Source organism: Duganella sp. BJB476, from assembly GCF_003416895.1.
Lineage (GTDB): Bacteria > Pseudomonadota > Gammaproteobacteria > Burkholderiales > Burkholderiaceae_D > Rugamonas.
In genome coordinates this window covers 369,666-395,712 of record NZ_QVIO01000002.1, presented here as the reverse complement: position 1 = coordinate 395,712, position 26,047 = coordinate 369,666, and the positions used below count along the sequence as shown (strand labels likewise).

The following is a 26,047-nucleotide window of genomic DNA, read 5'->3' as shown; positions in this document are numbered from 1 at the left end:
ACGGTAAAATACGGCCTTCCCATATTCTGCTCAAATTGCATATGCCTAGGCCGATCCTCGCAACCATCCACGTTGAATCCATGAAGCATAACCTGGCCCGCGCCAGGGCGAATGCGCCCGGCGCCAAGGCCTGGGGGGTGCTCAAGGCGAACGGCTACGGTCACGGCCTGGAGCGGGCGATGCGCGGTTTCGCCGACGCCGACGGCCTGGCGCTGGTGGAAGTCGACTACGCCGTGCGCCTGCGCGAGCTGGGCTGGAAAAAGCCCATCCTGTTATTGGAGGGTTTCTTCGATCCGGCCGATCTGCACACCATGGCCGGCTACAACCTGCAGGCCGCCGTGCATTGCGACGAGCAACTGGCGTGGCTGGAGGCGGCGCAAGCGGCGCTGACGGCGCGCGGCATCAAATTTGATCTGCATCTGAAAATGAACAGCGGCATGAACCGGCTCGGCTTCATGCCGGACGCCTACGCCGCCGCGCATGCGCGCCTGAGCGCGATCAGCTGCGTCGGCAGCATCACCATGATCACCCACTTCGCCAACGCCGACGACGCCGAGCATCCGCTGCTGCCGATCGCCGAGCAGGTGCGCCGCTTCGAGCTGGGCACGGCCGGGCTGGCGGGAGCGCGCAGCCTGTCCAATTCGGCGGGGGTGCTGATGCACCAGCAAACCTTGCGCAACGACTGGATACGTCCCGGCATCATGCTGTACGGCGGCTCGCCGGGCGGCGCCACGGCGGAATCGTTCGGCCTGCAACCGGCCATGACGCTGAGCAGCGAGATCATCGGCGTGCAGAACATCGTGGCCGGCGACGTGGTCGGCTACGGCAGCCGCTTCCAGGCGGAGGGCCCGATGCGCATCGGCGTGGTGGCTTGCGGCTATGCGGACGGCTATCCGCGCAGCGCGCCGATGGGCACGCCGGTGCTGGTCGACGGCGTGGCGACCACGCTGGTGGGCCGGGTGTCGATGGACATGCTGACCGTGGACCTGACGGGCCTGCCGTCGGCCAAGGTCGGCAGCAAGGTCACGCTGTGGGGACGCGGCATGCCGATCGACGACGTGGCGACGGCGGCCGGCACCATCGGCTATGAGCTGATGTGCGCACTGGCGCAGCGCGTGCCGGTTGTGGAAGGCTGAGCGGATGGCCAAGGCGAAAACCAACTACACCTGTAGCGACTGCGGCGGCACGGCCACCAAGTGGACCGGCCAGTGTCCGTCCTGCCAGCAGTGGAACACGATGGTGGAGACCGTCGTCGAGGCGGGCGGCAACAACCGTTACTCGCAGCCGCAGCATCTGTCGCTGGCGCAGACCGCGCCGGTGCTGTCGCTGGCCGATATCGACGCCATCGACGTGCCGCGCTTCGGCACCGGCATCGAGGAGTTCGACCGCGTGCTGGGCGGCGGCCTGGTGGCGGGTGGCGTGGTGCTGATCGGCGGCGATCCTGGCATCGGCAAGTCGACCCTGCTGTTGCAGGCGCTGGCCAATGTGTCGCACCTGAAAAAAGTCTTGTATGTCAGCGGCGAGGAGTCCGGCGCGCAGATCGCGCTGCGCGCCAAGCGCCTGAACATCGATGCCCGCGATTTGAAATTGCAGGCGGAGATACAGCTGGAGAAAATCCTCGGCACGCTGGCCGACCTGAAGCCGGAAGTGGCGGTGATCGATTCGATCCAGACCGTGTATTCGGACGCGCTCAGTTCGGCGCCGGGGTCGGTGGCGCAGGTGCGCGAGTGCGCGGCCCAGCTGACCCGCGTGGCCAAGCAGACCGGCATTACCATCATCCTGGTCGGCCACGTGACCAAGGAAGGCGCGCTGGCCGGGCCGCGCGTGCTGGAGCACATCGTCGATACGGTGCTGTATTTCGAGGGCGACAATCATTCCAGCTTCCGCCTGGTGCGCGCCATCAAGAACCGTTTCGGCGCGGTCAACGAGCTGGGCGTGTTCGCGATGACGGAGAAGGGCTTGAAGGGCGTGTCGAATCCGTCGGCGCTGTTCCTGTCCCAGCATGACAATCAGGTGCCGGGCTCCTGCGTGATGGTGACGCAGGAGGGCACGCGGCCCTTGCTGGTGGAAATCCAGGCGCTGGTGGACGCCAGCCACCTGCCTAATGCGCGCCGCTTGTCGGTCGGTTTGGAGCAGAATAGGCTGGCGATGCTGCTGGCTGTGCTGCACCGCCATGCGGGCATCGCGGCCTTCGACCAGGACGTGTTCATCAACGCGGTGGGGGGGGTGAAGATCACCGAGCCGGCGGCCGATCTGGCGGTGCTGCTGGCGATTAATTCTTCGATGCGCAGCAAGCCGCTGCCGCGTGGCTTCGTGGTGTTCGGCGAGGTGGGCCTGGCCGGCGAGATCCGGCCGGCGCCGCGCGGGCAGGAGCGTTTGCGCGAGGCGGCCAAGCTGGGCTTTTCGATGGCGATGATACCGACCGCCAATGCGCCCAAGCAGCCGATCGAGGGCATGACCATCATCGCCGTTGATCGTATCGACGATGCCTTCAATAAGCTGCGCGAAATCCAATAACGTTGTATTGTTACGTGTTGTAATCGTTAATACTGAATAATTGGTAACCGTACAAAGGATAGATAGTGTTAGTTGATCAGAGGTCAGTCGCGCGCAAGATCCTGCGCTCCAAGGTGGTGGCGGTGATGGACGGCATGCCGCCACAGCCGGGACGCACGCTCGATATCAGCGCCAGTGGTTTGTCGATTACGTTCGAACACAAATTGGCCGCGGGGCATATGGGCAATGTCACGTTCGAGCTGTTCCTCGATGGCAAGCCGCAGATATTGACCTGCCGTTCCAAGGTGAGTTATTGCATTTTCAGCGGCGATCATTTCAAGATTGGCTACCAGTTTCTCAATCTGGATTCGGCCAACGCCAGCGCCATCAACAAGTTCCTGCGCTAGGGCCGATGTAGCGGGCCCTGGGGCGTATCGGGCGGCGGGCCTGCACCTGTTCGAGTGCATGCGCCAGCCAGCCGACGCAGCGGCCCAGCGCAAACAGGATGAACGGCGCGTCATCCGGCAGCCCGTGAGCGGCGGCCAGCAAGGTCAGCGCAAAATCAATGTTCGGCAATTCCCCCGCCTGCGCTTCGGCCGCGGCGGCGAGGTCTGCGTGCGGCTGCAATTCCGGTAATAATTTCATCAAGGCGCGGGCGCGCGGGTCGCCTTGCGCGTAGAGCATGTGGCCGAAGCCGGGGAGCGCGCGGCCGCTGGCCCGCCATGTGGCGACGGCTGCCTCGGCGCCGTGCGCGCGGGCGGCGGCGGCCAGTTGGGCGAATTCGGCCGAGGCGCCGCCGTGCAGCGGGCCTGTCAGCGTGGTGAAGCCGGCCAGCACGCCGGCCGCCAGCGAGGCGCCGGTGGAGATGGCGACACGGGTGGCGAAGGTAGAGGCGTTCAGTTCGTGATCGGCCATCAGCACCAGCGCGCGGCGCAGCAGGTCTTCGGATGCCGGGCGTTGCCAGGCGAGGGCCAGGCGCTGGCTGATGGTGGCGGGCGGCGCGCCGGCGGCGGCAGTGGCGCTGGCGAGGGCGGGACCGATCATCGCTTCAGTGAGCGTGGCCAGGATGCTGGCGGCTTCGGTGCGCAAGTCGGCGGCGGTGCGGTCCATCGAGGGCACGTCGCTGGCGCTGCGCAGCGCCAGGGCCAGCAGGCCGGCGCCCAGTGCACTCGCCGGCGGTGCGATGGCGGCTTGTGCGGGGGCGGGTGACGCGCCGGCCGTCGCCGCCTGTACCTGGCCGGGTTCGGCCTCCCACAGCAAATCGGCGATCTCTTCCAGCGTGGCGGTTTCGGACAGCGTGACGGCGTCGCGGCCGCGGTATAGCAGGTGGCCGTCGGCGGCGGTGGAGATGGCGGACGGCAGCACCGGGTCGCCCCACTGCATCGCCTGCGCGGAGACCGTTTCGATCTTGCGGCGACCGTTGCTGCGCCTGGCCATGCGCAGGATGTCGTCGCGATGGTAGAGGCTGCGGCGCGGATCGGCCTCGTCGGACTTGGCGCGTATCTTGCCCCGGCTGACGTTGGCGTACAGCGTTTGCGGGCGGACATTCAGTACGTTCAGCGCTTCTGCCGCTGTCATCCAGACCATCTCGGTTTCCTATGTTGACACTTCAAGTCAAGATTGACGCCCTCTGTGGGCGGTCCTAAGCTGGGACAGCATATCAATTCCTGGAGCGCTCATGTCTAAAATGTTAGAGGCTATTTCGTCCGCGCTGTCGTTGTCGGCGCGGGAGTGCGTGCGGTTCACCGGCGAGGGCGAACTGCCATCGTGCTATGCGGTGACGGAGCTGGCGGCGGCGTCGGTGGGCGCGGCCGCGCTGGCGGTGCGGCAGTTGATCGTGGCGCAGGGCGGGCGGCCGGCGGAAGTGGTGGTCGATCGGCGGCTGGCGTCGCTGTGGTTCAGCTGGACCCTGCGTCCAGTCGGCTGGGAGCTGCCGCCGCTGTGGGATCCGGTGGCCGGCGATTACCGGACGGCCGACGGCTGGATACGTTTGCACACCAACGCGCCGCATCACCGCGACGCGGCGTTGGCCGTGCTGAAGGCGCCGGTCGAGCGTGCTGCCGTGGCGCGGGCGGTGGCCGGCTGGCGCGGCGCCGAGCTTGAAGCGGCGGTGGTGGCGCAGGGCGGTTGTGCGGCAATGATGCGTTCCAGCGCGGAATGGGCGGTACACGAGCAGGGACGGGCGGTGGCTGGCGAGCCCCTGATCGCGTTGTCGGCACAGGCTGGAAGTTTCAACGCGGGCTGGACGCCGACGCCGTCGCGGCCGCTGGCGGGGCTGAAAGTGCTGGATCTGACACGGGTGCTGGCCGGGCCGGTGGCGACGCGTTTCCTGGCCGGCTATGGCGCGGAGGTGCTGCGCATCGATCCGCCGGGCTGGAACGAGCCGGGCGTGATACCGGAGGTGACCCTGGGCAAGCGCTGCGCGCGGCTGGATCTGCGGCGTGAGCCGGACCGGGCGGTGTTCGAGCAGTTGCTGGCGGAGGCGGACGTGCTGGTGCACGGCTATCGTTCCGATGCGCTGGAAGGGCTGGGATACGGCGAGCAGATGCGCCGGCAGCTGAATCCAGGGCTGGTCGATGTGGCGCTGGATGCCTACGGCTGGTCCGGGCCGCTGAGCGGGCGACGCGGCTTCGACAGCCTGGTGCAGATGAGCGCCGGCATCGCCCATCGCGGCATGCAATGGCGGGGCGCGGACAAGCCGGTGCCTTTGCCGGTGCAGGCGCTCGACCACGCCACCGGCTATCTGATCGCGGCGGCAGTGGTGCGCGGGCTGCTAAACCGTCTGGCAGAAGGGAGTGCGACGCGGGCGCGCCTGTCGCTGGCGCGCACCGCCTTGCTGCTGACGGAGTTGTCACCGTTGGAGGCGTCCGGCGCACAGCCGCTGGCGGCGGCAAGCGACGCGGACCTGGTGCCGGCGCTGGAGCAGACCGCGTGGGGCGAGGCCCGCCGCTACCGGCCGCCAGTTGCAATCGATGGCGCGCCGATGGCCTGGACCCGGCCCGCCAGCGAACTCGGCTCCTCCGCGCCAAGCTGGTAACCCCGGGGTCAAGTCTGACATTCGGACACGAGCTTTGCCGTAGAAGCCGTTAAGGCAGAGCTTGTGTCCGAATGTCAGATCTGACCCCGGAGGTGGCGGGTAAAAGCCGCTCTGTTCGCGGCTTTGAAATACCGTTTGTGTTGCATACTATGTAACCAAATCAGGCGGAACGGATCATGGCGACCTCCAGCATTACTTCCAGCGGCAATACCGGCAGTCCAACGGTGTCGAACGATATCTACAATCGCGTCCAGCAAACGATGGCGTCGCAGAATAGCGCCGCGACCAAGCTGAACACGACGCTGAAGAACGACCAGACCAAGCTGTCGGCGCTCGGCCAGCTGCAAAGCGCGCTGGCGAATTTCCAGTCGATTGCCGCCGGCCTGACCGGCAGCGGCTTGAGCACCAGCGCCGCCACCTCGGTCAAGAATGTGCTGACCGCCGCCTCCACCGGCGCCGCCAAGGCCGGCACGTATGCGGTCGAGGTCAAGCAACTGGCGCAGGGGCAGTTTCTTACCAGTGACGCGTTCGCCGCGTCGGACGCCAAGATCGGCTCGGGCGCCAGCACCACCGTCAAGATCGACTTCGGCACGGCCGGCGGCGACAAGGGCTTTGCCGTCAACGGCACGGCGGCCGGCAAGTCGGTCACCATCGACAGCAGCAACAATACGCTGGACGGCATCGCCGCCGCGTTCAAGGCTGCCGGCGTGGACGTCAAGGTGGTCAAGGGCGACGATGGCAAGTTCTCGCTGGCGATCGCCGCCCCGAGCGGCGCGGCCAACAGCCTGCGCATCAGCGTCAGCGGCGACGCCGCGCTGAAAAACCTGCTCGGCTTCGATCCCGACGGCACCCAGAAACTCAAGCAGACCAGCGCCGGCATGGATGCCATCCTGAGCGTCGACGGCAAGGACGTCACCAGTGCCAGCAACACGGTCGACAAGGCCATCGCCGGCGCCACGCTGACCTTGACCGCGGCCGGCAAGACCGACGTCACCATCACCCAGGACGCCAGCCAGATCGGCACCAACCTGAAATCCTTCGTCAGCGCCTACAACGACTTGAACAAGAAGCTGCAAGCGCTGCAAAAAGGCGACCTGAAGTCCGACACGGCGATGGGGCAGGTGAGCAACCAGCTGAACCTGCTGCTGAAGACGGGCGGCGGCAGCGTCTCGATGTCGGCGCTCAATGCGGCCGGCGTCAGCCAGGACAGCAACGGCCAGCTGGTGGTCGACGACAAAAAGCTGAAGGCCGCGCTGGCCAGCGATTCGGCCGGCGTCGGCAAGCTGTTCACCAACAACGGCAAGGGCATCGCCGACCTGCTGTCGGCCAAGGCCTCGGCGCTGACCTCGGACAGCAGCGTGATCAGCAAGGAAGCGGGCATGCTGGGCCGCGAGATCAGCAGCATCAACGGCCGCCGCACTGTGCTGACCAAGGCGCTGACGGCGCAGGCGACGGCGCTGGCGGCGCTGTACACCGCCCAGGCACAGACCAGCGCCGGCAGCGCGGTCAACGGCACCGCCGGCAAGTCCGGCACGCTGTTCGACATGTTAGGTTGATATTTCTAACGAATTCCTTGCGTCGAAACTGGCTATGCCCGATCATCACGGCTTGTGATTGATTCCACTCGGAGGGGCTATGGCAGGGAAGTTCGTTGGTGCGGCGTTGGTGGCGGCTGGCTTGATGGCGGGCGCGGGGCAGGTAGCGGCCCAGGCGCAAGAGGAAAAAGTCCTCAACATCTATAACTGGTCGGACTATATCGCCGACGATACCGTCAAAAACTTTGAAAAAGAAACCGGTATCAAGGTCCGTTATGACCTGTTTGACAACAACGAAATCCTCAATTCCAAACTGGCCGCCGGCAAGTCGGGCTACGACATCGTGGTGCCGACCGCGCAATGGGCGCGCCTGCAAATCGACGGCAAGCTGCTGCGCAAGCTCGATAAATCCAAGCTGAGCAACCTGAAAAACATGGATCCGGCGATCCAGGCCAAGCTGGCCGGCATCGATCCGAACAACGAATACCTGGTCGACTGGCTGTGGGGCTATACCACGGTGGGCATCAACGTCAACAAGGTCAAGGCCGCGCTGGGCGGCATGCCGATGCCGGACAACGCCTGGGACCTGATCTTCAATCCGAAATACGCGGCCAAGCTGAAGTCGTGTGGCGTGTCCTTCCTCGACTCGCCGTCCGAGGTGCTGCCGGCCGCGCTGCTGTACCTGGGCAAGCCGGCCTACTCGAAGAACGCCGCCGACTACGCCGAGGCGGGCAAGCTGCTGCAGGCGATCCGCCCGAATGTGACGCTGTTCAGCTCGTCGGGCTATATCAACGACATGGCCAACGGCGCGGTGTGCGTGGCGCTGGGCTGGTCCGGCGACATCAACATCGCCCGCCAGCGCGCGATCGACGCCAAGAACGGCAATGTGATCGAGGTGCTGGTGCCGAAGACCTCGGCCGCGCTGGTGTTCGACACCATGGCCATCCCGGCCGACGCGCCGCATCCGAACAACGCCCACCTGTGGATCAACTACATCATGCGTCCCGAGGTGCATGCCAGCCTGACCAACAAGGTGTTCTACGCCAATCCGAACTCGGCCAGCCTGAAGTTCGTGCGCAAGGATATCGCCGGCAACAAGACGGTGTTCCTGTCGGACGCGGACAAGCAACGCATGGCCGCGCCGGAAGCGGTGCCGGCTGATATTCGCCGCAACATTACCCGCATCTACACCAAGTTCAAGACTGGCCTGTAAACGACAATCGGCGCCAGCGGCGCCGATTTCTGCTTCAATGAAGCGGTAGCTATTCGTGATAGCGGTCGACCAATTTGTGTTTGCTGCCGCGCATTTCCTCGATCAATTCATACACTACCAAGGCGATCATCCCTCCGAAGATCCCCATCGTGAGCAAGGTGAACATGGTAACCCTCCCTCAAGTTGTTACGATTAAACTTTAGCAGATGGTTGCCGCTTTACAAGCTCTACGCAGCGTATTTTCCGTTTATTTCACCACCAGGTCGGCCGCCATCACCGCTTTCAGGTAGACGCTCATGGCGTTGCCGGGGTCGCGCTGGGAAAACCACCAGGCGCTGGCCTTGCGGATATCCCACTCCAGGTCGTCGCCCGTCATCAACAGCGAGGCCAGCTGGCCCAGGGTCGGCTGGTGGCCGACCACCAGCACCGAATCCTTGTTGCCCGGCCAGTTGACGGCCTTGAGGATGTCGGAGGCGTCGGCGCCGGGCGCCAGGTCGGTGTGGATCTTGAACTTGCGCCCCAGCGCTTCGGCCGTCTGCAAGGTGCGCACGGCCGGGCTGCACAGGATGCGGCAACTGTCGGGCAGCTGGGAATCGAGCCATTGGCCCATGCGGCGCGCCTGCTTCAGACCCTTGACGGTCAGCTCGCGCTCCAGATCGGACATGCCGGGTTCCGCGTCCTCGGCCTCGGCATGCCGCCACAATATGAGATCCATGTTTTTCTCCTGAACGACCTGCGAAAAAAGATCCCGCTCCGTTTATTCTCCCAGATGGGCGCCGGGCATGCCCAGCGTTTCCATCAGGTGCTGCTGGGCGCTGTAGGGCAGCTGCTTGCCGCGCGCCTTGCGGCGCTGGTAGTGGCCGTCCGCTTCCAGCTCCCACGCGTTCATATTATCCTTTAAATAAGGATTCAGTCCTTCCGTCAGCACGCGGCGCTTGAGCGCCTTGTCGAGGATGGGGAAGGCCACCTCGATGCGGCGGAACAGGTTGCGGCTCATCCAGTCGGCGCTGGCCAGCATGACGTCGTGCGCCAGGTCGTTGCGGAAGTAGTAGATGCGGCTGTGCTCGAGGAAGCGGCCGATGATGGAGCGCACCTTGATGTTTTCCGACAGTCCCGGCACGCCCGGCTTGAGCATGCAGGCGCCGCGCACGATCAGGTCGATCTTGACGCCGTCCTTGGAGGCCGCGTACAGCGCGCGTATCACCGACTCGTCGACCAGCGCGTTGATCTTGACGATAATCCGTCCTGGCCGTCCGGCGCGGGCGATGCGCGCTTCGTTGCGGATGGCCTTGATGATCTCGTTGTGCAGCGCGAACGGCGCCAGCCACAGGTGCGTGAGCCGGTGCGGCTTGGTCAGGCTGGTCAGGTGGATGAACACTTCGTTGACCTCCTGGCTGATGCCGGGATGGCAGGTCAAGAGTCCGAAGTCGGTGTAGAACTTGGTGGTGGTCGGGTGGTAGTTGCCGGTGCCGAGGTGGGCGTAGAAGCGCAGCTTGTTGTCCTCGCGGCGTATCACCAGCGCCACCTTGGCGTGGGTCTTCAGGCCGACCACGCCGTACACCACCTGGGCGCCGGCTTGTTCCAGCTTGTCGGCCCAGTTGATGTTGGCTTCCTCGTCGAAGCGGGCCTTCAGCTCGACGATCACGGTCACTTCCTTGCCCGAACGCGCGGCCAGGATCAGCGATTCCATCAGGTCCGAGTTCATGCCGGTGCGGTAGATGGTCTGCTTGATCGCCACCACGGCCGGGTCGAGCGCGGCGCTGCGGATGAAGTCGATCACCGTCTGGAAGGTCTGGTAGGGGTGGTGCAGCAGGATGTCACCGTCGCGCAGGGCGGCGAAGATGTCCGGGCTGCCCGGCTTTTGCGCGATGCCCGGGTAGAACGGCGGGAAGCGCAGCGCCGGGTTGTCGACGTGGTCCATGATCTCGGTCAGGCGCACCAGGTTGACCGGGCCGTTGACCGCGTACAGCCGGCTCTGGTGCAGGCCGAATTGGTCGAGCAGGAACTGCGACAGTTCCGGCGGGCAGTTCTTGGCCACTTCCAGCCGCACCGAGGTGCCGAACTGGCGGCCCTGCAATTCGCCCTTGAGCGCCTGGCGCAGGTTCTTGACCTCGTCCTCGTCGACCCACAGATCGGAATCGCGGGTGACGCGGAACTGCGAATAGGCGATCACCTCGCGGCCGGCGAACAGGTCGGAGATGTGGGCGTGGATGATGGACGAGAGCAGGCAGAACGAGACGCCGCCGCTTTTCGACAAATGGTCGGGCAGGCGGATCACGCGCGGCAGTACGCGCGGCGCTTTCACAATCGCGATGGCGGTGCCGCGGCCGAAGGCGTCCTTGCCGGACAGCGAGACGATGAAGTTGAGACTCTTATTAACGACTTGCGGGAAGGGGTGGGCCGGATCGAGGCCGATCGGCGTCAGCAGCGGGCGCACTTCGGTGTCGAAGTATTCCTTGACCCAGGCGCGCTGCGCTTCGTTGCGCTCGTTGTGGCGCACCAGGTGCACGCCGTTGGCGGCCAGCTGCGGCAGTACTTCCTGGTTGAGGATTTCATACTGGTGGGTCACCAGCGCGTGGCATTCATTGCTGATGCGCGACAGCGTCGCCACCAGCGCCGGGTGGTTGGACAGCGAACCTTCGACGCTGCCGGCCGCCAGCAGGCTGGCCACGCGCACTTCGAAGAACTCGTCCAGGTTGCTGCTGGCGATGCACAGGTAGCGCAGCCGCTCTAATAAAGGGATGCTCTTGTCCTCGGCCTGCGCGAGTACACGCCGGTTGAACATCAGTTGCGACAGCTCGCGGTCCAGGAACGCGGAGTTCTTATTTACTTCAGCATGCAAGTCAGGCTTCATGTCTTTTTGTTCACTTTGCAGTTAATCTCATTCTATCCTGTATTGCGGAAGAATGATGCAACAGTGTAAAGAAGAAATATGACAAGTCCGTGACATCTTCTGTCATAAATGACTTGGATGACGCGCCGATTATGACAGGATGGGCGTAATATATGCTGGCACCATGGCCTGTTCTCAGAGGGAGAGGGCGCTGTTTTCGGGGTGGAATAACTATTTTTGACATATTTCGGTCATGTCATAAACCTGTCATATTGCCCCGGTAGACTGCGCAGCATCCTAACCTGTCATAACAAAAGGACTTGATATGCGACTGAAACAACTGTTCTCTTCCCTGGTAGTAGGCGTTACGGCTGTCATGGCCTTCTCGTCCGCCGCCCACGCCGCCGATATGACCGGCGCCGGCGCCACCTTCCCTTACCCGATCTACGCCAAGTGGGCCGAGTCGTACAAAGCCGCCACCGGCAACGGCCTGAACTATCAGTCCGTCGGTTCGGGCGCCGGTATCAAGCAGATCAAAGCCAAGACCGTCGATTTCGGCGCGTCGGACATGCCGCTGAAAGCTGAAGAGCTGGATGCTGAAGGACTGATGCAGTTCCCAGCCATCATGGGTGGCGTGGTCACCGTGGTCAATCTGGACGGCATCACCCCAGGCCAGCTGAAGATGACCGGTCCGGTCGTGGCCGACATCTACCTGGGCAAGATCACCAAGTGGAACGACGCTGCCATCGCCGCGCTGAACCCAGGCGTGAAGCTGCCAGCCGATGAAATCACCGTGGTGCACCGCGCCGACGGTTCGGGCACCTCCTTCCTGTTCACCGACTACCTGTCGAAAACCAGCCCGACCTTCAAGAGCCAGATCGGTTCCGGCACCGCCGTGAAATGGATCGTCGGCGTGGGCGGCAAGGGTAACGAAGGCGTCGCCGCCAACGTGCAGCGCATCAAGGGTTCGATCGGCTACGTCGAGTGGGCTTTCGCCAAGAAAAACAAGATGTCGCACACCCAGCTGAAAAACAAGGACGGCAACTTCCTGCAGCCTGACGACGACTTCTTCAAAGCCGCCGCCGCCAGCGCCGAGTGGACCAAGACCCCAGGCTTCGGCGTGGTGCTGACCGACCAGGCCGGCAAGAACTCGTGGCCGATCACCGGCGTGTCCTTCATCCTGATGCACAAAGCTCAGGCTGACGCCAACAAAGGCAAGGAAGTCATCAAGTTCTTCGACTGGGCCTTCAAAAACGGTGGCGCCGCTGCTACCGAACTGGACTACGTTCCACTGCCAGCATCGGTTGTCAAGCTGGTCCAGGATGCCTGGAAAACCAACCTGAAAGACGCATCGGGCAAGGCAATCTACTAATCCGGACTTCCCTTCGCCGCCGCGCAGCAGCAAGCGCGGGCGGCGAGGGGGTTAGCCTGCGCCTCCCGACCGGGAGCCGCAGGCTAGCTACCATCCACGAGACAACAATATGAGCGCTGATATCACTTCCACGCCACTGAACAAATCGGAGCCGGCCATGCAGACCGCCACCGCCGCCCTCGCGGCAGCCGAGCAGGCCTCAACCCAGGCCATGCACCGCACCATGCGCAACCAGCGCATCCAGGATTTCATCTTCCACAAGACCACCATGCTGTTCGCGCTGTCCGTGCTGGCGGTGCTGCTGGGTATCATCATCTCGCTGATGGTGGGCGCCTGGCCGGCCTTCAAGGAATTCGGCCCGGCCTTCATCACCACCGTCGAGTGGGATCCGGTCAACGACAAGTACGGCGCCCTGATCGCCATCGTCGGCACCCTGGCCACCTCCGGCATCGCGCTGCTGATCGCCTTCCCGGTCAGCTTCGGCATCGCCCTGTTCCTGACCGAGATCTGCCCGGCCGGCCTGCGCCGTCCGCTGGGCACGGCGGTCGAGCTGCTGGCCGGCGTGCCGTCCATCATTTACGGCATGTGGGGCCTGTTCGTGTTCGCGCCGCTGTTCGGCGACTACGTGCAGCCGCTGCTGAAAAACACCGTCGGCCACCTGCCCATCATCGGCCAGTTCTTCAGCGGCCCGACCATGGGCATCGGCATCCTGACCGCCGCGCTGATCCTGGCGGTGATGATCATCCCCTTCATCTCCTCGGTGATGCGCGACGTGTTCGAGATCGTGCCTGCAGTGCTGAAGGAATCGGCCTACGGCCTCGGTTGCACCCGCTGGGAAGTGGTGCGCAAGATCGTGCTGCCTTACACCAAGACCGGCGTGGTCGGCGGCGTCATGCTGGGCCTGGGCCGCGCGCTGGGCGAGACCATGGCCGTGACCTTCGTCATCGGCAACGCCAACAAGCTGTCGTGGTCGCTGTTCGCGGCGGGTAACTCGATCGCCTCGACCCTGGCCAATGAATTCGCCGAAGCCGACACGCCGTTGCATGTGTCCTCGCTGTTCGCGCTGGCACTGATCCTGTTCGTGATCACCTTTATCGTTCTGTCCGCCGCCAAGCTGATGTTGGCCGGCATGTCTCGCAAGGAAGGCGTCAAATAATGAATCAAGTCATCAATCCGGTTTATCGCAAGCGCCTGCTGACGCACCGCATCGGTATCGCGCTGTCCGTGGCGGCGATGTCGGTCGGCCTGCTGGTGCTGGCGTGGATTTTGATCACGCTGGCGGTCAAGGGCTTCGGCGCGCTGAGCGTCAACCTGTTCACCCAGACCACGCCGGCGCCGGGCAGCGAAGGCGGTGGCCTGATCAACGCCATCGTCGGCTCGCTGATGATCGTCGGCCTGGCCACCGTGATCAGCACGCCGATCGGCATCCTGGCCGGCATCTACCTGGCCGAATACGGCGAAGAAAACAAGGTGGCGGCGGTGACCCGCTTCGTCACCGACATCATGCTGTCGGCGCCGTCGATCGTGATCGGCATGTTCGTCTGGGCCATGTACGTGGCCACCGCCAAGCACTATTCCGGCTATGCCGGTTCGGTGGCGCTGGCGCTGATCGCGGTGCCTGTCGTGGTGCGCACCACCGACAATATGCTGCGCCTGGTACCCAACAGCCTGCTGGAAGCAGCCTTCGCGCTGGGCGCGCCGCGCTGGAAAGTGGCGATGATGGTGCGCCTGCGCGCCGTCAAGGCCGGCGTGATCACCGGCGTGCTGCTGGCCGTGGCCCGCATCTCCGGCGAGACCGCGCCGCTGTTGTTCACCGCGCTGAACAACCAGTTCTTCAGCGCCGACATGAACGCGCCGATGGCCAACCTGCCGGTGGTGATCTACGGCTTCGCCATGAGCCCGTACGACAACTGGCGCGAGCTGGCCTGGGGCGGCGCGCTGCTGGTGACCTTCAGCGTGCTGGCGCTGAACATCATCTCGCGCACCCTGTTCAGCCAAAAAGTCCCGAATTAAACCCGAATATCAAAATCTGATAAAAGCGATCAACAATGAATACGCAACTGAGCCAAGAGAATGTGGTAGCCGCCAACGGCAAACGTAAAACCATCGAGATTTCGGGCCTGAATTTTTTCTACGGTAAAACCCAGAGCCTGACCAACGTCAATCTGGACGTGCACGAAAAGCAGGTCACGGCCTTCATCGGTCCTTCGGGCTGCGGCAAGTCGACCCTGCTGCGCACGCTCAACCGCATGTACGACCTGTATCCTGGCCAGCGCGCCGAGGGTTCGATCATGTACCGCGGCCGTAACATCCTGGAAGACGGCCAGGACGTCAACATGCTGCGCGCCAAGGTCGGCATGGTGTTCCAGAAGCCGACCCCGTTCCCGATGTCGATCTACGACAACATCGCCTTCGGCGTGCGCCTGTATGAAGACCTGTCGAAAGGCGAGATGGACGAGCGCGTCGAATGGGCGCTGAAGAAGGCCGCGCTGTGGGGCGAGGTCAAGGACAAGCTGAGCAAGTCCGGCCTGTCGCTGTCGGGCGGCCAGCAGCAGCGCCTGTGCATCGCGCGCGGCGTCGCCGTGAAGCCGGACGTGCTGCTGCTGGACGAGCCGACCTCGGCGCTGGATCCGATCTCGACCTCGAAGGTGGAAGAGCTGATCAGCGAACTGAAGCAGGACTACACCATCGCCATCGTCACCCACAATATGCAGCAGGCGGCACGCTGCTCCGACTACACCGCCTATATGTACCTGGGCGAGCTGGTGGAGTTCGGCGAGACCGACCAGATCTTCATGAATCCTGCGCGCAAAGAGACGCAGGATTACATCACCGGTCGCTTCGGCTGATCGAACTTATAATAGCAAAACGACTACGGAGCTCAGCATGATCGGTGAACATTCATCCAAGCAGTACGACAACGAACTGGAAGCCATACGCAGCAAGGTGCTGCTGATGGGCGGCATCGTCGAGACCCAGTTCCTCGACGCCATGACCTGCTTCCGCATCGGCAATCCCGAGCGCGCCGACCGCGTGATGCGCGAGGACGACGCCGTCAACCAGCTGGAAGTGTCGCTGGACGACGCCTGCAGCCACCTGATCGTGCGCCGCCAGCCGGCCGCCAACGACCTGCGCACCATCATGGCGACGATCAAGGTGATCACCGACCTGGAACGCATCGGCGACGAAGCGACCAAGATCGCCCGCACCGCCAAGGCGCTGCACGCGCGCGGCGCTGTGACCGTCAACCACTACGAGATGGTGCGCGGCATCGCCAACAACACCAGCGACATGCTGCACGACGCGCTGGACGCGTTCGCCCGCAACGACGGCAAGCAGGCCTTGCAGCTGATCGCCCAGGACGCCGTGATCGACCACGAGTTCCGTTCGATCATGCGCAATCTGATCACCTTCATGATGGAAGATCCGCGTACAATCTCGGCCGCGCTGGACACCCTGTGGGTGGCCAAGGCGATCGAGCGCATCGGCGATCACGCCAAGAACATCGCCGAATACGTCATCTACGTCGTCGAAGGTAAGGACATCCGCCACACCAAGACCGCACCGATACCGGACGACGTGCCCGAGCAAGCGCAGTAAGCGACATAACAAGAGAAATAACGCGAGAAATAATGGCATCCGATAAAACCACCGTATTGATCGTCGAAGACGAGCCAGCCATTGTCGAGCTGGTGACGTTCTCGCTGCGCGAGGCAGGCTGGAACTGCTGCGCCGTGCAAAGCTGTTCCGAGGCCTGGGACTTCATCCAGACCAAGACCCCGCAACTGATTTTGCTGGACTGGATGCTGCCCGACCAGACCGGCCTGCGCCTGCTGGCGCGCATCCGTTCCGACCGCCAGTTCAATGAAATCCCGGTCATCATGTTGACCGCCAAGAGCATGGAAGAAGACAAGCTGGCGGGCCTGAACAGCGGCGCCGACGACTATGTCACCAAGCCGTTCTCGCCGCGCGAACTGCTGGCGCGCGCCAAGGCGCTGCTGCGCCGCAAGAGCCCTGAGCATGCGCAAGCGACCATGCGCGCGGCCAATGTGATGCTGGACCCGGTCAGCTGCACGGTGTTGATGGACGAGCAGAAGATCGACATCGGCCATGCCGAGTACAAGCTGCTGAAGTTCCTGCTGGCGCATCCGGAACGGGTGTTCTCGCGCAGCCAGCTGCTCGACAAGGTATGGGGCGACCATGTGGTGATCGAAGAGCGCACCGTCGACGTCCACGTGCTGCGCCTGCGCAAGGCCTTGAAAGAGGCCGAGCATCTGATCAAGACGGTGCGTAGCGTGGGCTACATGCTGTCGGAGAAATAATGAATCCAAAACTGGTGTTCTGGGTGCCGGCCGCGCTGCGCACCGCCATCATCCTGGCGGGCTGCGCGCTGCTGGGCTGGATGTTCGGCTGGCTGAACGGCCTGGTGCTGGCGCTGGTGGCCATGATGGTGCTGGTGTTCGTGCAGCTGACCTATCTTTACCAGTTGAGCAACTGGATGGACGATCCGCAGAGCGCCAAGCTGCCCGACGGCTGGGGCGCCTGGACCAATATCTTCTCGCGCCTGTACCGCATGCGGCGCGACGACGAGAAGAACCAGGCCGAGCTGACCGAATGGCTGGCGCGCTTCCGCCAGGCCATGCATTTGCTGCCGGACGGCGTGGTCATCATGGACGACGTGCTGTTCCTGGAGTGGTGCAATCCGGCCGCCGAGAAGCACCTGGGCCTGACGCACGAGCGCGACAAGGGCATGCGCGTGACCAATCTGGTGCGCAGCCCGGATTTCATGGACTACATCATCCTCGGCCGCTACGAGCAGCCGCTGACGATCAGCTTCCGCGAGCGCAAGCTGATCGTGCATATCATTCCGTTTGAAAACCGCCGGCAAATCCTGGTGACGCACGATGCCACCGAGAGCGAGCGCATCGAGGAGATGCGGCGCGACTTCATCGCCAACGCTTCGCACGAGCTGCGCACGCCGTTGACGGTGATCGTCGGCTTCCTGGAGATCGCCGCTTCCGAGGGGCTGGATGTGGCCACCCGCTCGGCGCACCTGAAGCTGATGACGGAGCAGGGCCATCGCATGCAGCACCTGATCGAGGATATGCTGACCTTGTCACGGCTGGAGTCGGTGGATTATCCGATGCGGCCGGAGCAGGTCGACGTGCCCAAGCTGATGGAGCAGGTGTTGCGCGACGCGCGGGCGCTGTCGGCCGGCAAGCACGAGATCACCATGGCGGTCAACGGGCCGGACATCATGGGCAGCTATGAAGAGTTGCACAGCGCTTTCGGCAACCTGGCCTCGAACGCGGTGCGCTATACGCCGGCCGGCGGCAAGATCCAGCTGGTGTGGAAAGAGTATGAGGGCGGCGTCAAGTTCATGGTGGAAGATACCGGCATCGGCATCAGCCCTGAGCACATCTCGCGCCTGACCGAGCGCTTCTACCGGGTCGACAAGAGCCGTTCGCGCGAGACCCAGGGCACCGGGCTGGGGCTGGCGATCGTCAAGCACGTGCTGCTGCGCCATGGCTCGACCTTGCAGATCAAGTCGGAGGCGGGCAAGGGCAGTTCCTTCATCGTCTGCCTGCCGAAGAGCGCCATCGTCCAGCAGCAGCCGGAGTTGTTGCTGAATTAGTAGGCGACATCTTCCAGCCGGTAGCGGAACTTTCTGCGCTCCGGCAAATCCCAACCAGGTTCGCGGTCGGTGTTTCTCGGCACTGCTGCCACCGGTGGCACCAAGGCGGGGGGCGCGTCCGCTTGGGCAGCCGCGTCCTTTGCCGGCGCTGCCGGCTTCTGCGCCTCTGTTAGCTTTTCCGCCGCAGCCGACTTCTCCGCCGCAGCCAATTCCGTGCGCAGCCTGTTGGCTAGCTTGAAGGACTTATCACCCGGTCGGCGGACGTACAAATCGTGCCATGCGCTGCGCGTCGAGCGCGCGAACGATTGCGCGAACTGGTTCGGCGAGACCGCGCGGCCATTGTGGATGATCTGGTCACCTTCAACGCATGCGTAGTTGTGCTCGCCGTAGCTCCATGATTTCAACACGGTGCCTTCGGGAAGAAATAGTGTTTTCCATTGGTAGCCATGTAAGCCTGCGGGATCGGCTCCGAGGGCGAATGCGGCCGGGTCGGCGAGCCAGCGCTCGAGGGCCAAAGTCATCGCTTCCGAGATATCCTGCGAGCCGCCGCGGCGGCGCAGCTTTTCGATCAGTTTGAGCAGGGTATCGGTGGGCACCTGCACGGTCATTGTGGTATTCATTCGATTTTTCCCCCTATTTTCTTCGGCATTCCCCAATTTAGACCGGCAAATTCGAAAACAGTTCAATGCTTGAAAAAAATGAAGAAAATTGAAGGAGAAATCGGGGTTTTGCCACAAGGAGCGGGGCGGCGCACCCCATACGCATATTCCTGCCGTCCGCCCATGCGGCTCAATGCAGCGCCACAAAGGGCGCCAGCGCTTGCTCGACTGCGGAAGGACTGAGCGCCGTCGCTTCAAGCGGGCGCAAGGCGCGTGCCACCTCGGCTTTGCGCGCATCGGCTTGCAGCACGGCCTGATTGTCGGCCAGGGAGCGCAACAGTTGCGCGGTGATCCGGTCGAGTTCGGGACGTACGGTCTTGGCCAGGTCGGGCGCGTCGTCAAACTTGCCGGCCTGTTGCGTCCGCCATTTGGCATACAGTTCGCGCTGCACGATTTTCGACGCTTCGATCTGCGCGTGGAACACCGCTTCGACCCATGCATCGGCAAGCCCGAGCGCGGCGCCTTGCTTCACTGCCGCCTGAATCACCTGCGCCTCGCGCGGCAGGTCGTCTATCGGTGCCTGCACATTCCACTTGGCGCGCGCCACCGCTTGCGCCAGCAGCAGGCGTTGGTCTATAGTCAGTCGCAACGGTTCCAGGTCCCGCCGCAAATCGGGCGCGCTGCGCGCTATCGTCTGCTCCGGCCGGACGCCGACTGTCTGGGCCGATGCAAGCGCGCCGGCCAGCGGCAGGCAAAGCAGGACGAGTCGGATCACTGCGTGCATGAACTTTCCTTTTGATCAGGGGTAGGTGAAGAAGATGAAGTGCACGGCGTTGAGCGCGATGTGTACGAGGATGGGCGCTTCGATGCGCTGCGTGGCGTGGTAGGCGTAGGCATAGCCCAGGCCTGCGATGGCGGCAAGCGCGGCGTACAGCGGGCCGCCCGCCAGATGGGCGGCGCCGAACAGCAGGGCTGAGCAGATCAGCGCCACCCATGCGCCATGACGCAAGCCGGACAGCGCCGACACCAGTCGCGCTTGGATGAACCCGCGGAAGAAAGCCTCTTCGGCGACCACGGTGAAGAGCAGGTTCACCGCGAGGAATTGCAGCGTGACCTTCGGCAGCTTGAATGCCGGCTGCACGAAGCCGAGGCCGGTGGCAAAGGCCATCACGGCCGCCACGGTGAGCAACAGCACCGGCAAGGTCTTCTTCAGCACAGCGCCAAATTCGGACAGCGACGCCGTGCGATGGCAAATGAATGCCAACAGTATCAGGCCAACCGCGCCCTTGTCGAAATTCGCATACTGGGTAAAGGGCCTGGCGCCGGCCGAGAACACCGCGCCGGCGATCACCACGGGATTGCTGAACCCCGGCAGCTTATGAATCGCCAGCGCAAACGCCAGCACCAGCGTGACCACGCCAAACAGAATCCGCAGATATTTTTTGGACGCCGCATCGGTCAGCCAGGCCGCTCCGCCGAACAAGGCCAGCGCGATGAAGGCCGGCGCGTGTAGCACGCCCGACAGCGCGCCACACAGCAGCGCCAAGGCAAACCAGATTTGCCAGGGCGCGAGCGGGACGCGGGGAGAGCGTGGGAGCCAGACGGCCCCCACGGACAGCGCGAGGGCGATAAAGGTCAGCAGCGTGAGTGTCGGCATTATTGAGGGAAACGGTGGATGAACTTCCCTCAATAGTATCACCCAGCTAAGCAGTTTAGAACTTGTAGGCGACGCCCGTCATCAGCATCGGCGTGGTCTTGCGCTTGGTCAGCGGGCTGTCGGCGGCGTCGGAGGCCAACTGCGTGATGCCGAGCACCGTGTGCACCGACCAGTTCTTGTCGAGCACGTGGTTCCAGCTGACGCTGGTCGTGACGTTGGCGATGCCGCCCCTGGCGTTATAAGCCTTGTAGCCGGAGGCGGCGCTTTGCGCGGCGGTCACGCCGAAGTAGGTTTGCATGTGCTTCTTGTCGGCGTACTCGGTCGACACGCTCAGGCCGACCTGGTCGCTGGCGGTGGTGTACAGCTGCGTCGCCGCGCCCAGCGTGTAGGTGGCGCCGTGTTCGCGGTGCGCCAGATTCTGCGTGGTGCTCAGGCTGACGCCGACGGTGCCGAACTGGTAGCTGGCCCCCAGCACTGCCTGCGCCGCGCCCTGGATATCGCCCATGCCCTTGAGCGCGTCGGAGCCGTCGAAGATGTTGCGCTTGTGGTCGGCGCGCGCGCCGCCGTAGCTCAGCGCCGCGCTCAGGCCGACGCCGCTGACGCTGGTCTGGAAGCCCGCGCCGCGCATGGTGCTGAGGAAGAAGCCGTTGTCGAAAGTGCGCTCGATGTAGGGCAGCGGCACCACGCGGCTTTTCTTGCTGCCGGCGTATTCCGGCACATAGGCGATGCCGCCGCCCACGGTCAGGCTGTCGCCGGCGGCGGGCGCGGTCTGCGGACCGGACGACGAAGGCAGATCGAGGGCGTCGGCGTGGCTGTTGCCGCTGAAGGCGCAAAGGGAGGCGAGGGCAAGGGTGATGGCAAGGCGCATGGAGGATCCTGTGAGGTGATGGTTCGGTGGTCCGCCGGCGCTTGCTGGAGTGGGCCCGGCGTATGACGGAGCGAAGTGTCGCAACATTTCCTGTCCGCCGCCACCGGCTTGTCTGAAGTATCATCTGCTGAATTGATTGGTACCGCGTGGCGGTGCCCGACCTTCGGAGAGCCGACCATGTCCCTGACGTTGTACTACCATCCACTGGCCTCGTTCTGCCATAAAGTGCTGATCGCGCTGTACGAGAACGCCACGCCCTTCGACAAGCGCCTGATCAACCTGGGCGAGGAGGCCGACCGCGCGGAGCTGGAGGCGATCTGGCCCTTGTGCAAGTTCCCGGTGCTGCGCGACCACGAGCGCGGGCGCGACGTGCCGGAGACCTCGGTCATCATCGAATACCTGGACCGTTATTTCCCCGGCCCGCAGGATTTGATCCCGGCCGACTGGGACGCGGCGCTCGATGTGCGCCTGTGGGACCGCTTCTTCGACAATTATGTGCAGGAGCCGGTGCAGACCATCGTCTTCGGCCATCTTAGCGGCATGCAGTGCGACCGGACCAAGGAGCGCACCAAGCTCAAGACGGCGTACAAGATGATCGAGAAGCGCATGGCCACGCGCAGCTGGATGTGCGGCGACGCCTTCAGCATGGCCGATTGCGCGGCGGCGCCCGCGCTGTTCTACGCCGCCACGCTGTTGCCGTTCCCCGAGGAATACCCGCACCTCAACGCCTACTTCGAGCGGCTGGTCGGCCGCCCGTCCGTCAAGCAGGTGCTGGACGAAGCGAAACCGTATTTCTCGATGTATCCCTTCGTCGACGATATACCGGAACGCTTCCTGTAACTTGACCTAGTTCTTGTTGCCTTGGTCCTCTGCGCTCTGCATCGAGGCCGGTTGCGCCATCGAGCCGTTCTGCGCCGCTACGCTGGCGAAGTGGTGGGCCTGGTCGATGATTTCCTTGCCTGCGGCCTTGCTCTGACGCAGCTGCTGGTCGACCTGGGCGACGGCCTTGTGCGTGACCGCCTCGGCCAGCTCGGTCGCCGTGCGCGCCGCCTGCGGCGCATGCTGCTGCACCACCTGGTTGATGCTGGTCTGATATTCGCTGGCAATCTGGTTCAGCTGCTGCTGCCACGCTTGCAGCTTGTGCGCCGCCTGTTCGGTCGACGGCGTGCGCTCCGCCTGCGGGGTCAGCAGGGCGACGCGCAATGCTTCGGTGGAATCCTGAAGCCAGTCGCGGCTGAATTGCAGGTTCACCTCGGACAGCTGGCGCACCGATTGCAAGGTGGCGAGTGTCAGGTCGCTGAAATAGTCGATGCGGGCGAGCACGTGATTTTTTGCTGCTGGCGAAATGGTTTCCACAAACGAATTCATGTACTTCTCCTGGATGGTGTGGGGCCAAAGAGAGCGTGCTGGTACAGGCGCTCTGGCCGGACGCCTGCCGCACTATCTTCGCAGGTACAGCCTGTTTTTGCCACACCAGAGCTTGCAGGCATCATTCGTTTGGCCTGGTCAATAAATTATCCGCTTCGCCACGCCCTTGTCCGTCTCGCCACATAGCGGTGGACCGGCGGCGGACGGCTGCGCTAAGGTGACGCTGTCCCTATCACACATGAAAGCCAGTCCATGAAAAGAAGAAGCTTGCTCAAGTCGGTAGCTGCCTTGCCGCTGATGTCGCTCACCTCGCTGCCGGCCTGGAGCGCAACCGCCCCGCGTCGCCGTGTGCGTCCCGGCGACGCCGCTTGGCCGTCGGCCGCTGCCTGGCAGCAATTGAAGGGGCGGGTCGACGGCCGCCTGTTCAAGCTGGATGCGCCGTTCGCCGCCTGCTCCTCCAGCGCCGCTGCACCAGCCTGCACGGCTGCGCTGGACGACCTGAAAAACACCTACGCCATCGGCGACCAGCCGGCATTGACGCAGACCAGCGGCTGGCTGGACGCCTGGTCCTCGCAACCGAGCGCCTACGCGGTGGCGGCGCGCGGCACGGCCGACGTGGTGGCGGCGGTCAACTTCGCGCGCGAGCACAATCTGCGGCTAGTGGTCAAAGGCGGCGGCCACAGCTACCAGGGCACGTCCGACGCGCCCGATTCGCTGCTGGTCTGGACGCGCCAGATGAACGAAGCCACGCTGCAGCCGGCCTTCGTCGCGCAAGGCTGCAAGGACGCGCCGCAGCCGGCCGTCACGCTGGGCGCGGGCGCGATGTGGATCGACGCCTACGACGCCGTCACCACGCGCGGCGGCCGCTACGTGCAGGGCGGCGGCTGCACCACGGTCGGCGTCGCGGGGCTGGTGCAGAGCGGCGGCTTCGGCAGCTTCTCCAAGAACTACGGCACCGCCGCCGCCGGCCTGCTGGAAGCCGAGGTGGTGACCGCCGACGGCCAGGTGCGCATCGCCAACGCCTGTACCAACCCCGAGCTGTTCTGGGCCTTGAAGGGCGGTGGTGGCGGCAGCGTCGGCGTGGTCACGCGGCTGACGCTACGCACGCGTGAACTGCCGGAGACTTTCGGCGCGGTGTTCTTCACCATCAAGGCCGCCAACGACGACGCCTATCGCGCATTGATCGCGCAGGTGCTGGCGTTCTACGCCGGCGCGCTGTTCAACGCTAACTGGGGCGAGCAGATCGGCTTCAATACCAGCAATACGGTGGACGTGTCCATGGTGTTCCAGGGCCTGAACCAGCAGCAGGCGGAGGCGGTGTGGGCGCCGTTTCTGGCCTGGCTGGGCGAGCGACCCGAGTACACGCTGGAAAAGCCGTTCCGCGCGGTGGCGCTGCCGGCGCGGCAGTTCTGGAACGTGGCCTTCTTCAAGAAATACGCACCGGGCTTCATGCTGGCCGACGAGCGCACCGGCGCCCCTGCGCACCACGGCGTGTGGAAGGGCGACGCCGAGGATGCGGGCTGGTTCATCCACGGCTACCAGTCGGCCTGGTTGCCGGCCACGCTGCTGGCCGCCGAACAGCAGGCGCAATTGGCCGATGCGCTGTTCCGCAGCACGCGGCACTGGCGCGTCGGCCTGCACTTCAACAAGGGACTGGCGGGCGCTTCGGCGGCCGACCTGGCCGCCGCGCGCGACACGGCGATGAATCCCGACGTGCTGGGCGCGTTCGGGCTGGCCATCATCGCCGGCGGCGACGGCCCACACTATCCCGGCATGCCGGGGACGAAAGAGGAGGCGCAGAAAAGCGCGCAGCGTGGCCGCGACCGGGCCGCGTCGATCGGCCGGGCGATGGCGGAACTGCACAAGGCCGTGCCCAAGGCCGGCTCCTACGTGTCGGAGAGCGACTACTTTCTCAAGGACTGGCAGGCCGCGTTCTGGGGCGCCAACTACGAGCGGCTGGCGCGCGCCAAGCGGCAGTACGATCCGCACGGCCTGTTCTTCGTGCGCCACGGCGTTGGCAGCGAGGCGTGGAGCGACGATGGCTTCACGCGCAAGGGCTAGCGCGGCACCAGCAGCAGCTCCTTCTGGCGTCCGCCGATGTAGCGGATGCCGGCCTGGTCGAAATAGGCGTCTTCCTCCAGCATGATGCGCACCGGCTCCGCGTAGCCCGGCAGCGCGGTCGCCGCAGTGAGCTCGATCGAGTAGGCGGTGCGGTAGCGCAGCGCCTCGTCGCCGCTGCCCGGCACACCGTCCTGCATGTCCCACATGCCGATGGTCGGGCCGGCGGCGTGGCCGTGGTAGCCGATCGGATGGGTGTAGATGGTCGGGTTCAGGTTCTCGGCGCGCGCCTGCGCCAGCGCGGCGGCCAGCATCTGGTTGCCGGTGCGGCCCTGGCGGAACTGCGAGGTCAGGATGTCCTGCAGGCGGTTGGCGCGGGCGAAGGCTTGCACCAGCGCGGCCGGCGCTGCGCTCTCGCCGGGCTTGAGCACATAGGCGTGCTGCTGCACGTCGGTGTTCAGGCGCAGGTAGGTGATGCCGATGTCCACGTGCAGCAGGTCGCCGGGGATGATGATGTCGGCGTCGGCCAGGCCCTTGCCGGCGCGCTGGATCTCCACCGATGGGTGGAACCAGGTGTCGTAGCCTAGGTCGCGGATCTTCTGGCGGAACCACCACACCACGTCCTCGCTGGTGGTGATGCCGGGCGTGATGACGCGTTCGGAAAAACCTTCGGCGATGATCTTGTGGGTGGCGTCGACCAGCTGCGGATAGATCTGCATCTCGCGTTCGGTGCGGGTCTCCAGCCAGCGCACCGCAAGCGGCTCGGCCGACACCACCTTGGCGCGGTACTCGGGCGGCAGCGCTTGCAGCAGTTCGGTGTAGTCGGTGTGGTCGATGCCGTCAGCGTGGCCGAAATGGCGCGAGGTGTCGAGCGCGATTTTGCCCGGCTTGCGCTGCGCGATCAGCGTCACCAGCGCCGCCCACTGGTCGGGGAATTTCTGCACGTCCCACGCTGCGGCAATGCTCTTGCCGACGTTGTAGCGCGCCACCGCCAGCTTGTCGACGCGGCCGCTGGCCGGATCGCGGCAGAACAGCAGCACCGTGCGGCGGCGGGCGTTGAGCCACTCGGCCGGCAGCATGGTCTTCAGCACCGGGTCTTCGTTGTATTCGCGCGAGACCACGATCCACATATCGATGCCGGTCTGCGCCATCATCTCCGGCAGCAGCGTATCGAAGCGTTCGGCCAGCAGTTGGTTGATCACGGCCGCCTGTTCGCGCACGGGCAGCACCTGGGCCGGCGCCGGCGCGTTCGCGGCCAGCAGCAGGGACATCGCAAGGAGATATTTTTTCATGCGTTCATTTGACCACAGCGCCCGGCGAAGTCAATCAACTAGCTGCATACTTGTTAAAAAAGCACTCTTGCGTTACGCTGGAGT

General features: G+C 64.3%; 24 protein-coding genes. 15 read left to right on the top strand and 9 right to left on the bottom strand.

The annotated features are described in order from the left end of the window. Positions 1-41: 41 nt before the first annotated feature. From alr to D0T21_RS11245, 3 genes are all read left to right on the top strand, one after another. Positions 42-1,136, top strand: a complete 1,095-nt coding sequence (gene alr / locus D0T21_RS11255) for an alanine racemase (RefSeq protein WP_116989758.1) — start codon at positions 42-44, stop codon at positions 1,134-1,136. A gap of 4 nt (positions 1,137-1,140) precedes the next feature. Further along, positions 1,141-2,517 (top strand): DNA repair protein RadA, encoded by a 1,377-nt coding sequence (gene radA / locus D0T21_RS11250; protein WP_116989759.1) that lies wholly within the window; start codon positions 1,141-1,143, stop codon positions 2,515-2,517. A gap of 65 nt (positions 2,518-2,582) precedes the next feature. Further along, positions 2,583-2,903, top strand: a complete 321-nt coding sequence (locus D0T21_RS11245) for a PilZ domain-containing protein (protein WP_116989760.1) — start codon at positions 2,583-2,585, stop codon at positions 2,901-2,903. Here D0T21_RS11245 and D0T21_RS11240 read toward each other — a convergent pair. Further along, positions 2,884-4,083, bottom strand: a complete 1,200-nt coding sequence (locus D0T21_RS11240; protein ID WP_116989761.1) for a citrate/2-methylcitrate synthase — start codon at positions 4,081-4,083, stop codon at positions 2,884-2,886. The two genes, D0T21_RS11245 and D0T21_RS11240, sit on opposite strands and share 20 nt — an antisense overlap. A gap of 100 nt (positions 4,084-4,183) precedes the next feature. Here D0T21_RS11240 and D0T21_RS11235 point away from each other — a divergent pair, with 100 nt between their 5' ends. The 3 genes from D0T21_RS11235 (at position 4,184) to D0T21_RS11225 (ending at position 8,281) form a co-directional block, all read left to right on the top strand. Next, entirely contained in the window at positions 4,184-5,533 is a 1,350-nt protein-coding gene (locus tag D0T21_RS11235) for a CoA transferase (protein WP_199538463.1), read from the top strand. Between the two features lie 176 nt (positions 5,534-5,709). After that, positions 5,710-7,089, top strand: a complete 1,380-nt coding sequence (gene fliD / locus D0T21_RS11230) for a flagellar filament capping protein FliD (RefSeq protein WP_116989763.1) — start codon at positions 5,710-5,712, stop codon at positions 7,087-7,089. Positions 7,090-7,168: 79 nt separating this feature from the next. After that, entirely contained in the window at positions 7,169-8,281 is a 1,113-nt protein-coding gene (locus D0T21_RS11225; RefSeq protein WP_116989764.1) for a polyamine ABC transporter substrate-binding protein, read from the top strand. Positions 8,282-8,528: 247 nt separating this feature from the next. Here D0T21_RS11225 and sixA read toward each other — a convergent pair whose 3' ends face one another. Both sixA and ppk1 read right to left on the bottom strand, forming a co-directional pair. After that, entirely contained in the window at positions 8,529-8,996 is a 468-nt protein-coding gene (gene sixA, locus D0T21_RS11220; protein ID WP_116989765.1) for a phosphohistidine phosphatase SixA, read from the bottom strand. A 42-nt stretch (positions 8,997-9,038) separates the two neighbouring features. Beyond that, entirely contained in the window at positions 9,039-11,135 is a 2,097-nt protein-coding gene (gene ppk1 / locus D0T21_RS11215) for a polyphosphate kinase 1 (protein ID WP_116989766.1), read from the bottom strand. A 304-nt stretch (positions 11,136-11,439) separates the two neighbouring features. On the opposite strand from ppk1, the gene pstS reads away from it, so the two are divergent. From pstS to phoR, 7 genes are all read left to right on the top strand, one after another. Then, a complete protein-coding gene (gene pstS, locus D0T21_RS11210) occupies positions 11,440-12,486 on the top strand; it encodes a phosphate ABC transporter substrate-binding protein PstS (RefSeq protein WP_116989767.1) in 1,047 nt (348 codons plus the stop codon). A gap of 157 nt (positions 12,487-12,643) precedes the next feature. Next, positions 12,644-13,642: a phosphate ABC transporter permease subunit PstC gene (pstC, locus tag D0T21_RS11205; RefSeq protein ID WP_199538464.1), complete on the top strand. Its 999-nt coding sequence runs from the start codon at positions 12,644-12,646 to the stop codon at positions 13,640-13,642. Then, positions 13,642-14,499 (top strand): phosphate ABC transporter permease PstA, encoded by an 858-nt coding sequence (gene pstA, locus D0T21_RS11200; protein WP_116989769.1) that lies wholly within the window; start codon positions 13,642-13,644, stop codon positions 14,497-14,499. The genes pstC and pstA overlap by 1 nt, the downstream gene beginning before the upstream one ends. Before the next feature lie 35 nt (positions 14,500-14,534). Then, the gene (gene pstB / locus D0T21_RS11195) at positions 14,535-15,335 is read left to right on the top strand and encodes a phosphate ABC transporter ATP-binding protein PstB (protein WP_116989770.1); all 801 of its coding nucleotides are present in this window, start codon (positions 14,535-14,537) and stop codon (positions 15,333-15,335) included. A gap of 37 nt (positions 15,336-15,372) precedes the next feature. Next, the gene (gene phoU / locus D0T21_RS11190; RefSeq protein WP_020706066.1) at positions 15,373-16,086 is read left to right on the top strand and encodes a phosphate signaling complex protein PhoU; all 714 of its coding nucleotides are present in this window, start codon (positions 15,373-15,375) and stop codon (positions 16,084-16,086) included. A 32-nt stretch (positions 16,087-16,118) separates the two neighbouring features. After that, positions 16,119-16,808 carry a response regulator gene (locus tag D0T21_RS11185; RefSeq protein WP_020706067.1) on the top strand — a complete coding sequence of 230 codons (690 nt, stop codon included), beginning with the start codon at positions 16,119-16,121 and terminating at the stop codon, positions 16,806-16,808. Beyond that, complete coding sequence (phoR, locus tag D0T21_RS11180) at positions 16,808-18,121, top strand: phosphate regulon sensor histidine kinase PhoR (protein WP_116989771.1); 1,314 nt, start codon at positions 16,808-16,810, stop codon at positions 18,119-18,121. Before D0T21_RS11185 ends, phoR begins: the two co-directional genes overlap by 1 nt. Here phoR and D0T21_RS11175 read toward each other — a convergent pair. The 4 genes from D0T21_RS11175 to D0T21_RS11160 form a co-directional block, all read right to left on the bottom strand. Beyond that, positions 18,118-18,741: a hypothetical protein gene (locus D0T21_RS11175; RefSeq protein WP_229211442.1), complete on the bottom strand. Its 624-nt coding sequence runs from the start codon at positions 18,739-18,741 to the stop codon at positions 18,118-18,120. The genes phoR and D0T21_RS11175 overlap by 4 nt on opposite strands. A gap of 169 nt (positions 18,742-18,910) precedes the next feature. Next, the gene (gene aroQ, locus D0T21_RS11170) at positions 18,911-19,495 is read right to left on the bottom strand and encodes a gamma subclass chorismate mutase AroQ (RefSeq protein WP_229211441.1); all 585 of its coding nucleotides are present in this window, start codon (positions 19,493-19,495) and stop codon (positions 18,911-18,913) included. 24 nt (positions 19,496-19,519) lie between these two features. Next, positions 19,520-20,266: a CPBP family intramembrane glutamic endopeptidase gene (locus tag D0T21_RS11165; RefSeq protein WP_229211440.1), complete on the bottom strand. Its 747-nt coding sequence runs from the start codon at positions 20,264-20,266 to the stop codon at positions 19,520-19,522. A 166-nt stretch (positions 20,267-20,432) separates the two neighbouring features. Further along, positions 20,433-21,245: a MipA/OmpV family protein gene (locus tag D0T21_RS11160; RefSeq protein WP_116989774.1), complete on the bottom strand. Its 813-nt coding sequence runs from the start codon at positions 21,243-21,245 to the stop codon at positions 20,433-20,435. A 177-nt stretch (positions 21,246-21,422) separates the two neighbouring features. On the opposite strand from D0T21_RS11160, the gene D0T21_RS11155 reads away from it, so the two are divergent. Continuing rightward, complete coding sequence (locus D0T21_RS11155) at positions 21,423-22,085, top strand: glutathione S-transferase family protein (protein WP_116989775.1); 663 nt, start codon at positions 21,423-21,425, stop codon at positions 22,083-22,085. Between the two features lie 6 nt (positions 22,086-22,091). On the opposite strand, the gene D0T21_RS11150 is transcribed toward D0T21_RS11155, so the two are convergent. After that, positions 22,092-22,613, bottom strand: coding sequence for a hypothetical protein (locus tag D0T21_RS11150; protein ID WP_116989776.1), 522 nt, complete (start codon positions 22,611-22,613; stop codon positions 22,092-22,094). Between the two features lie 252 nt (positions 22,614-22,865). Between D0T21_RS11150 and D0T21_RS11145 the strand changes: the two genes are divergently transcribed. Further along, complete coding sequence (locus D0T21_RS11145; RefSeq protein ID WP_116989777.1) at positions 22,866-24,674, top strand: FAD-binding oxidoreductase; 1,809 nt, start codon at positions 22,866-22,868, stop codon at positions 24,672-24,674. Here D0T21_RS11145 and D0T21_RS11140 read toward each other — a convergent pair. Next, positions 24,671-25,963 (bottom strand): M24 family metallopeptidase, encoded by a 1,293-nt coding sequence (locus D0T21_RS11140; RefSeq protein WP_229211439.1) that lies wholly within the window; start codon positions 25,961-25,963, stop codon positions 24,671-24,673. The two genes, D0T21_RS11145 and D0T21_RS11140, sit on opposite strands and share 4 nt — an antisense overlap. Positions 25,964-26,047 lie beyond the last annotated feature (84 nt).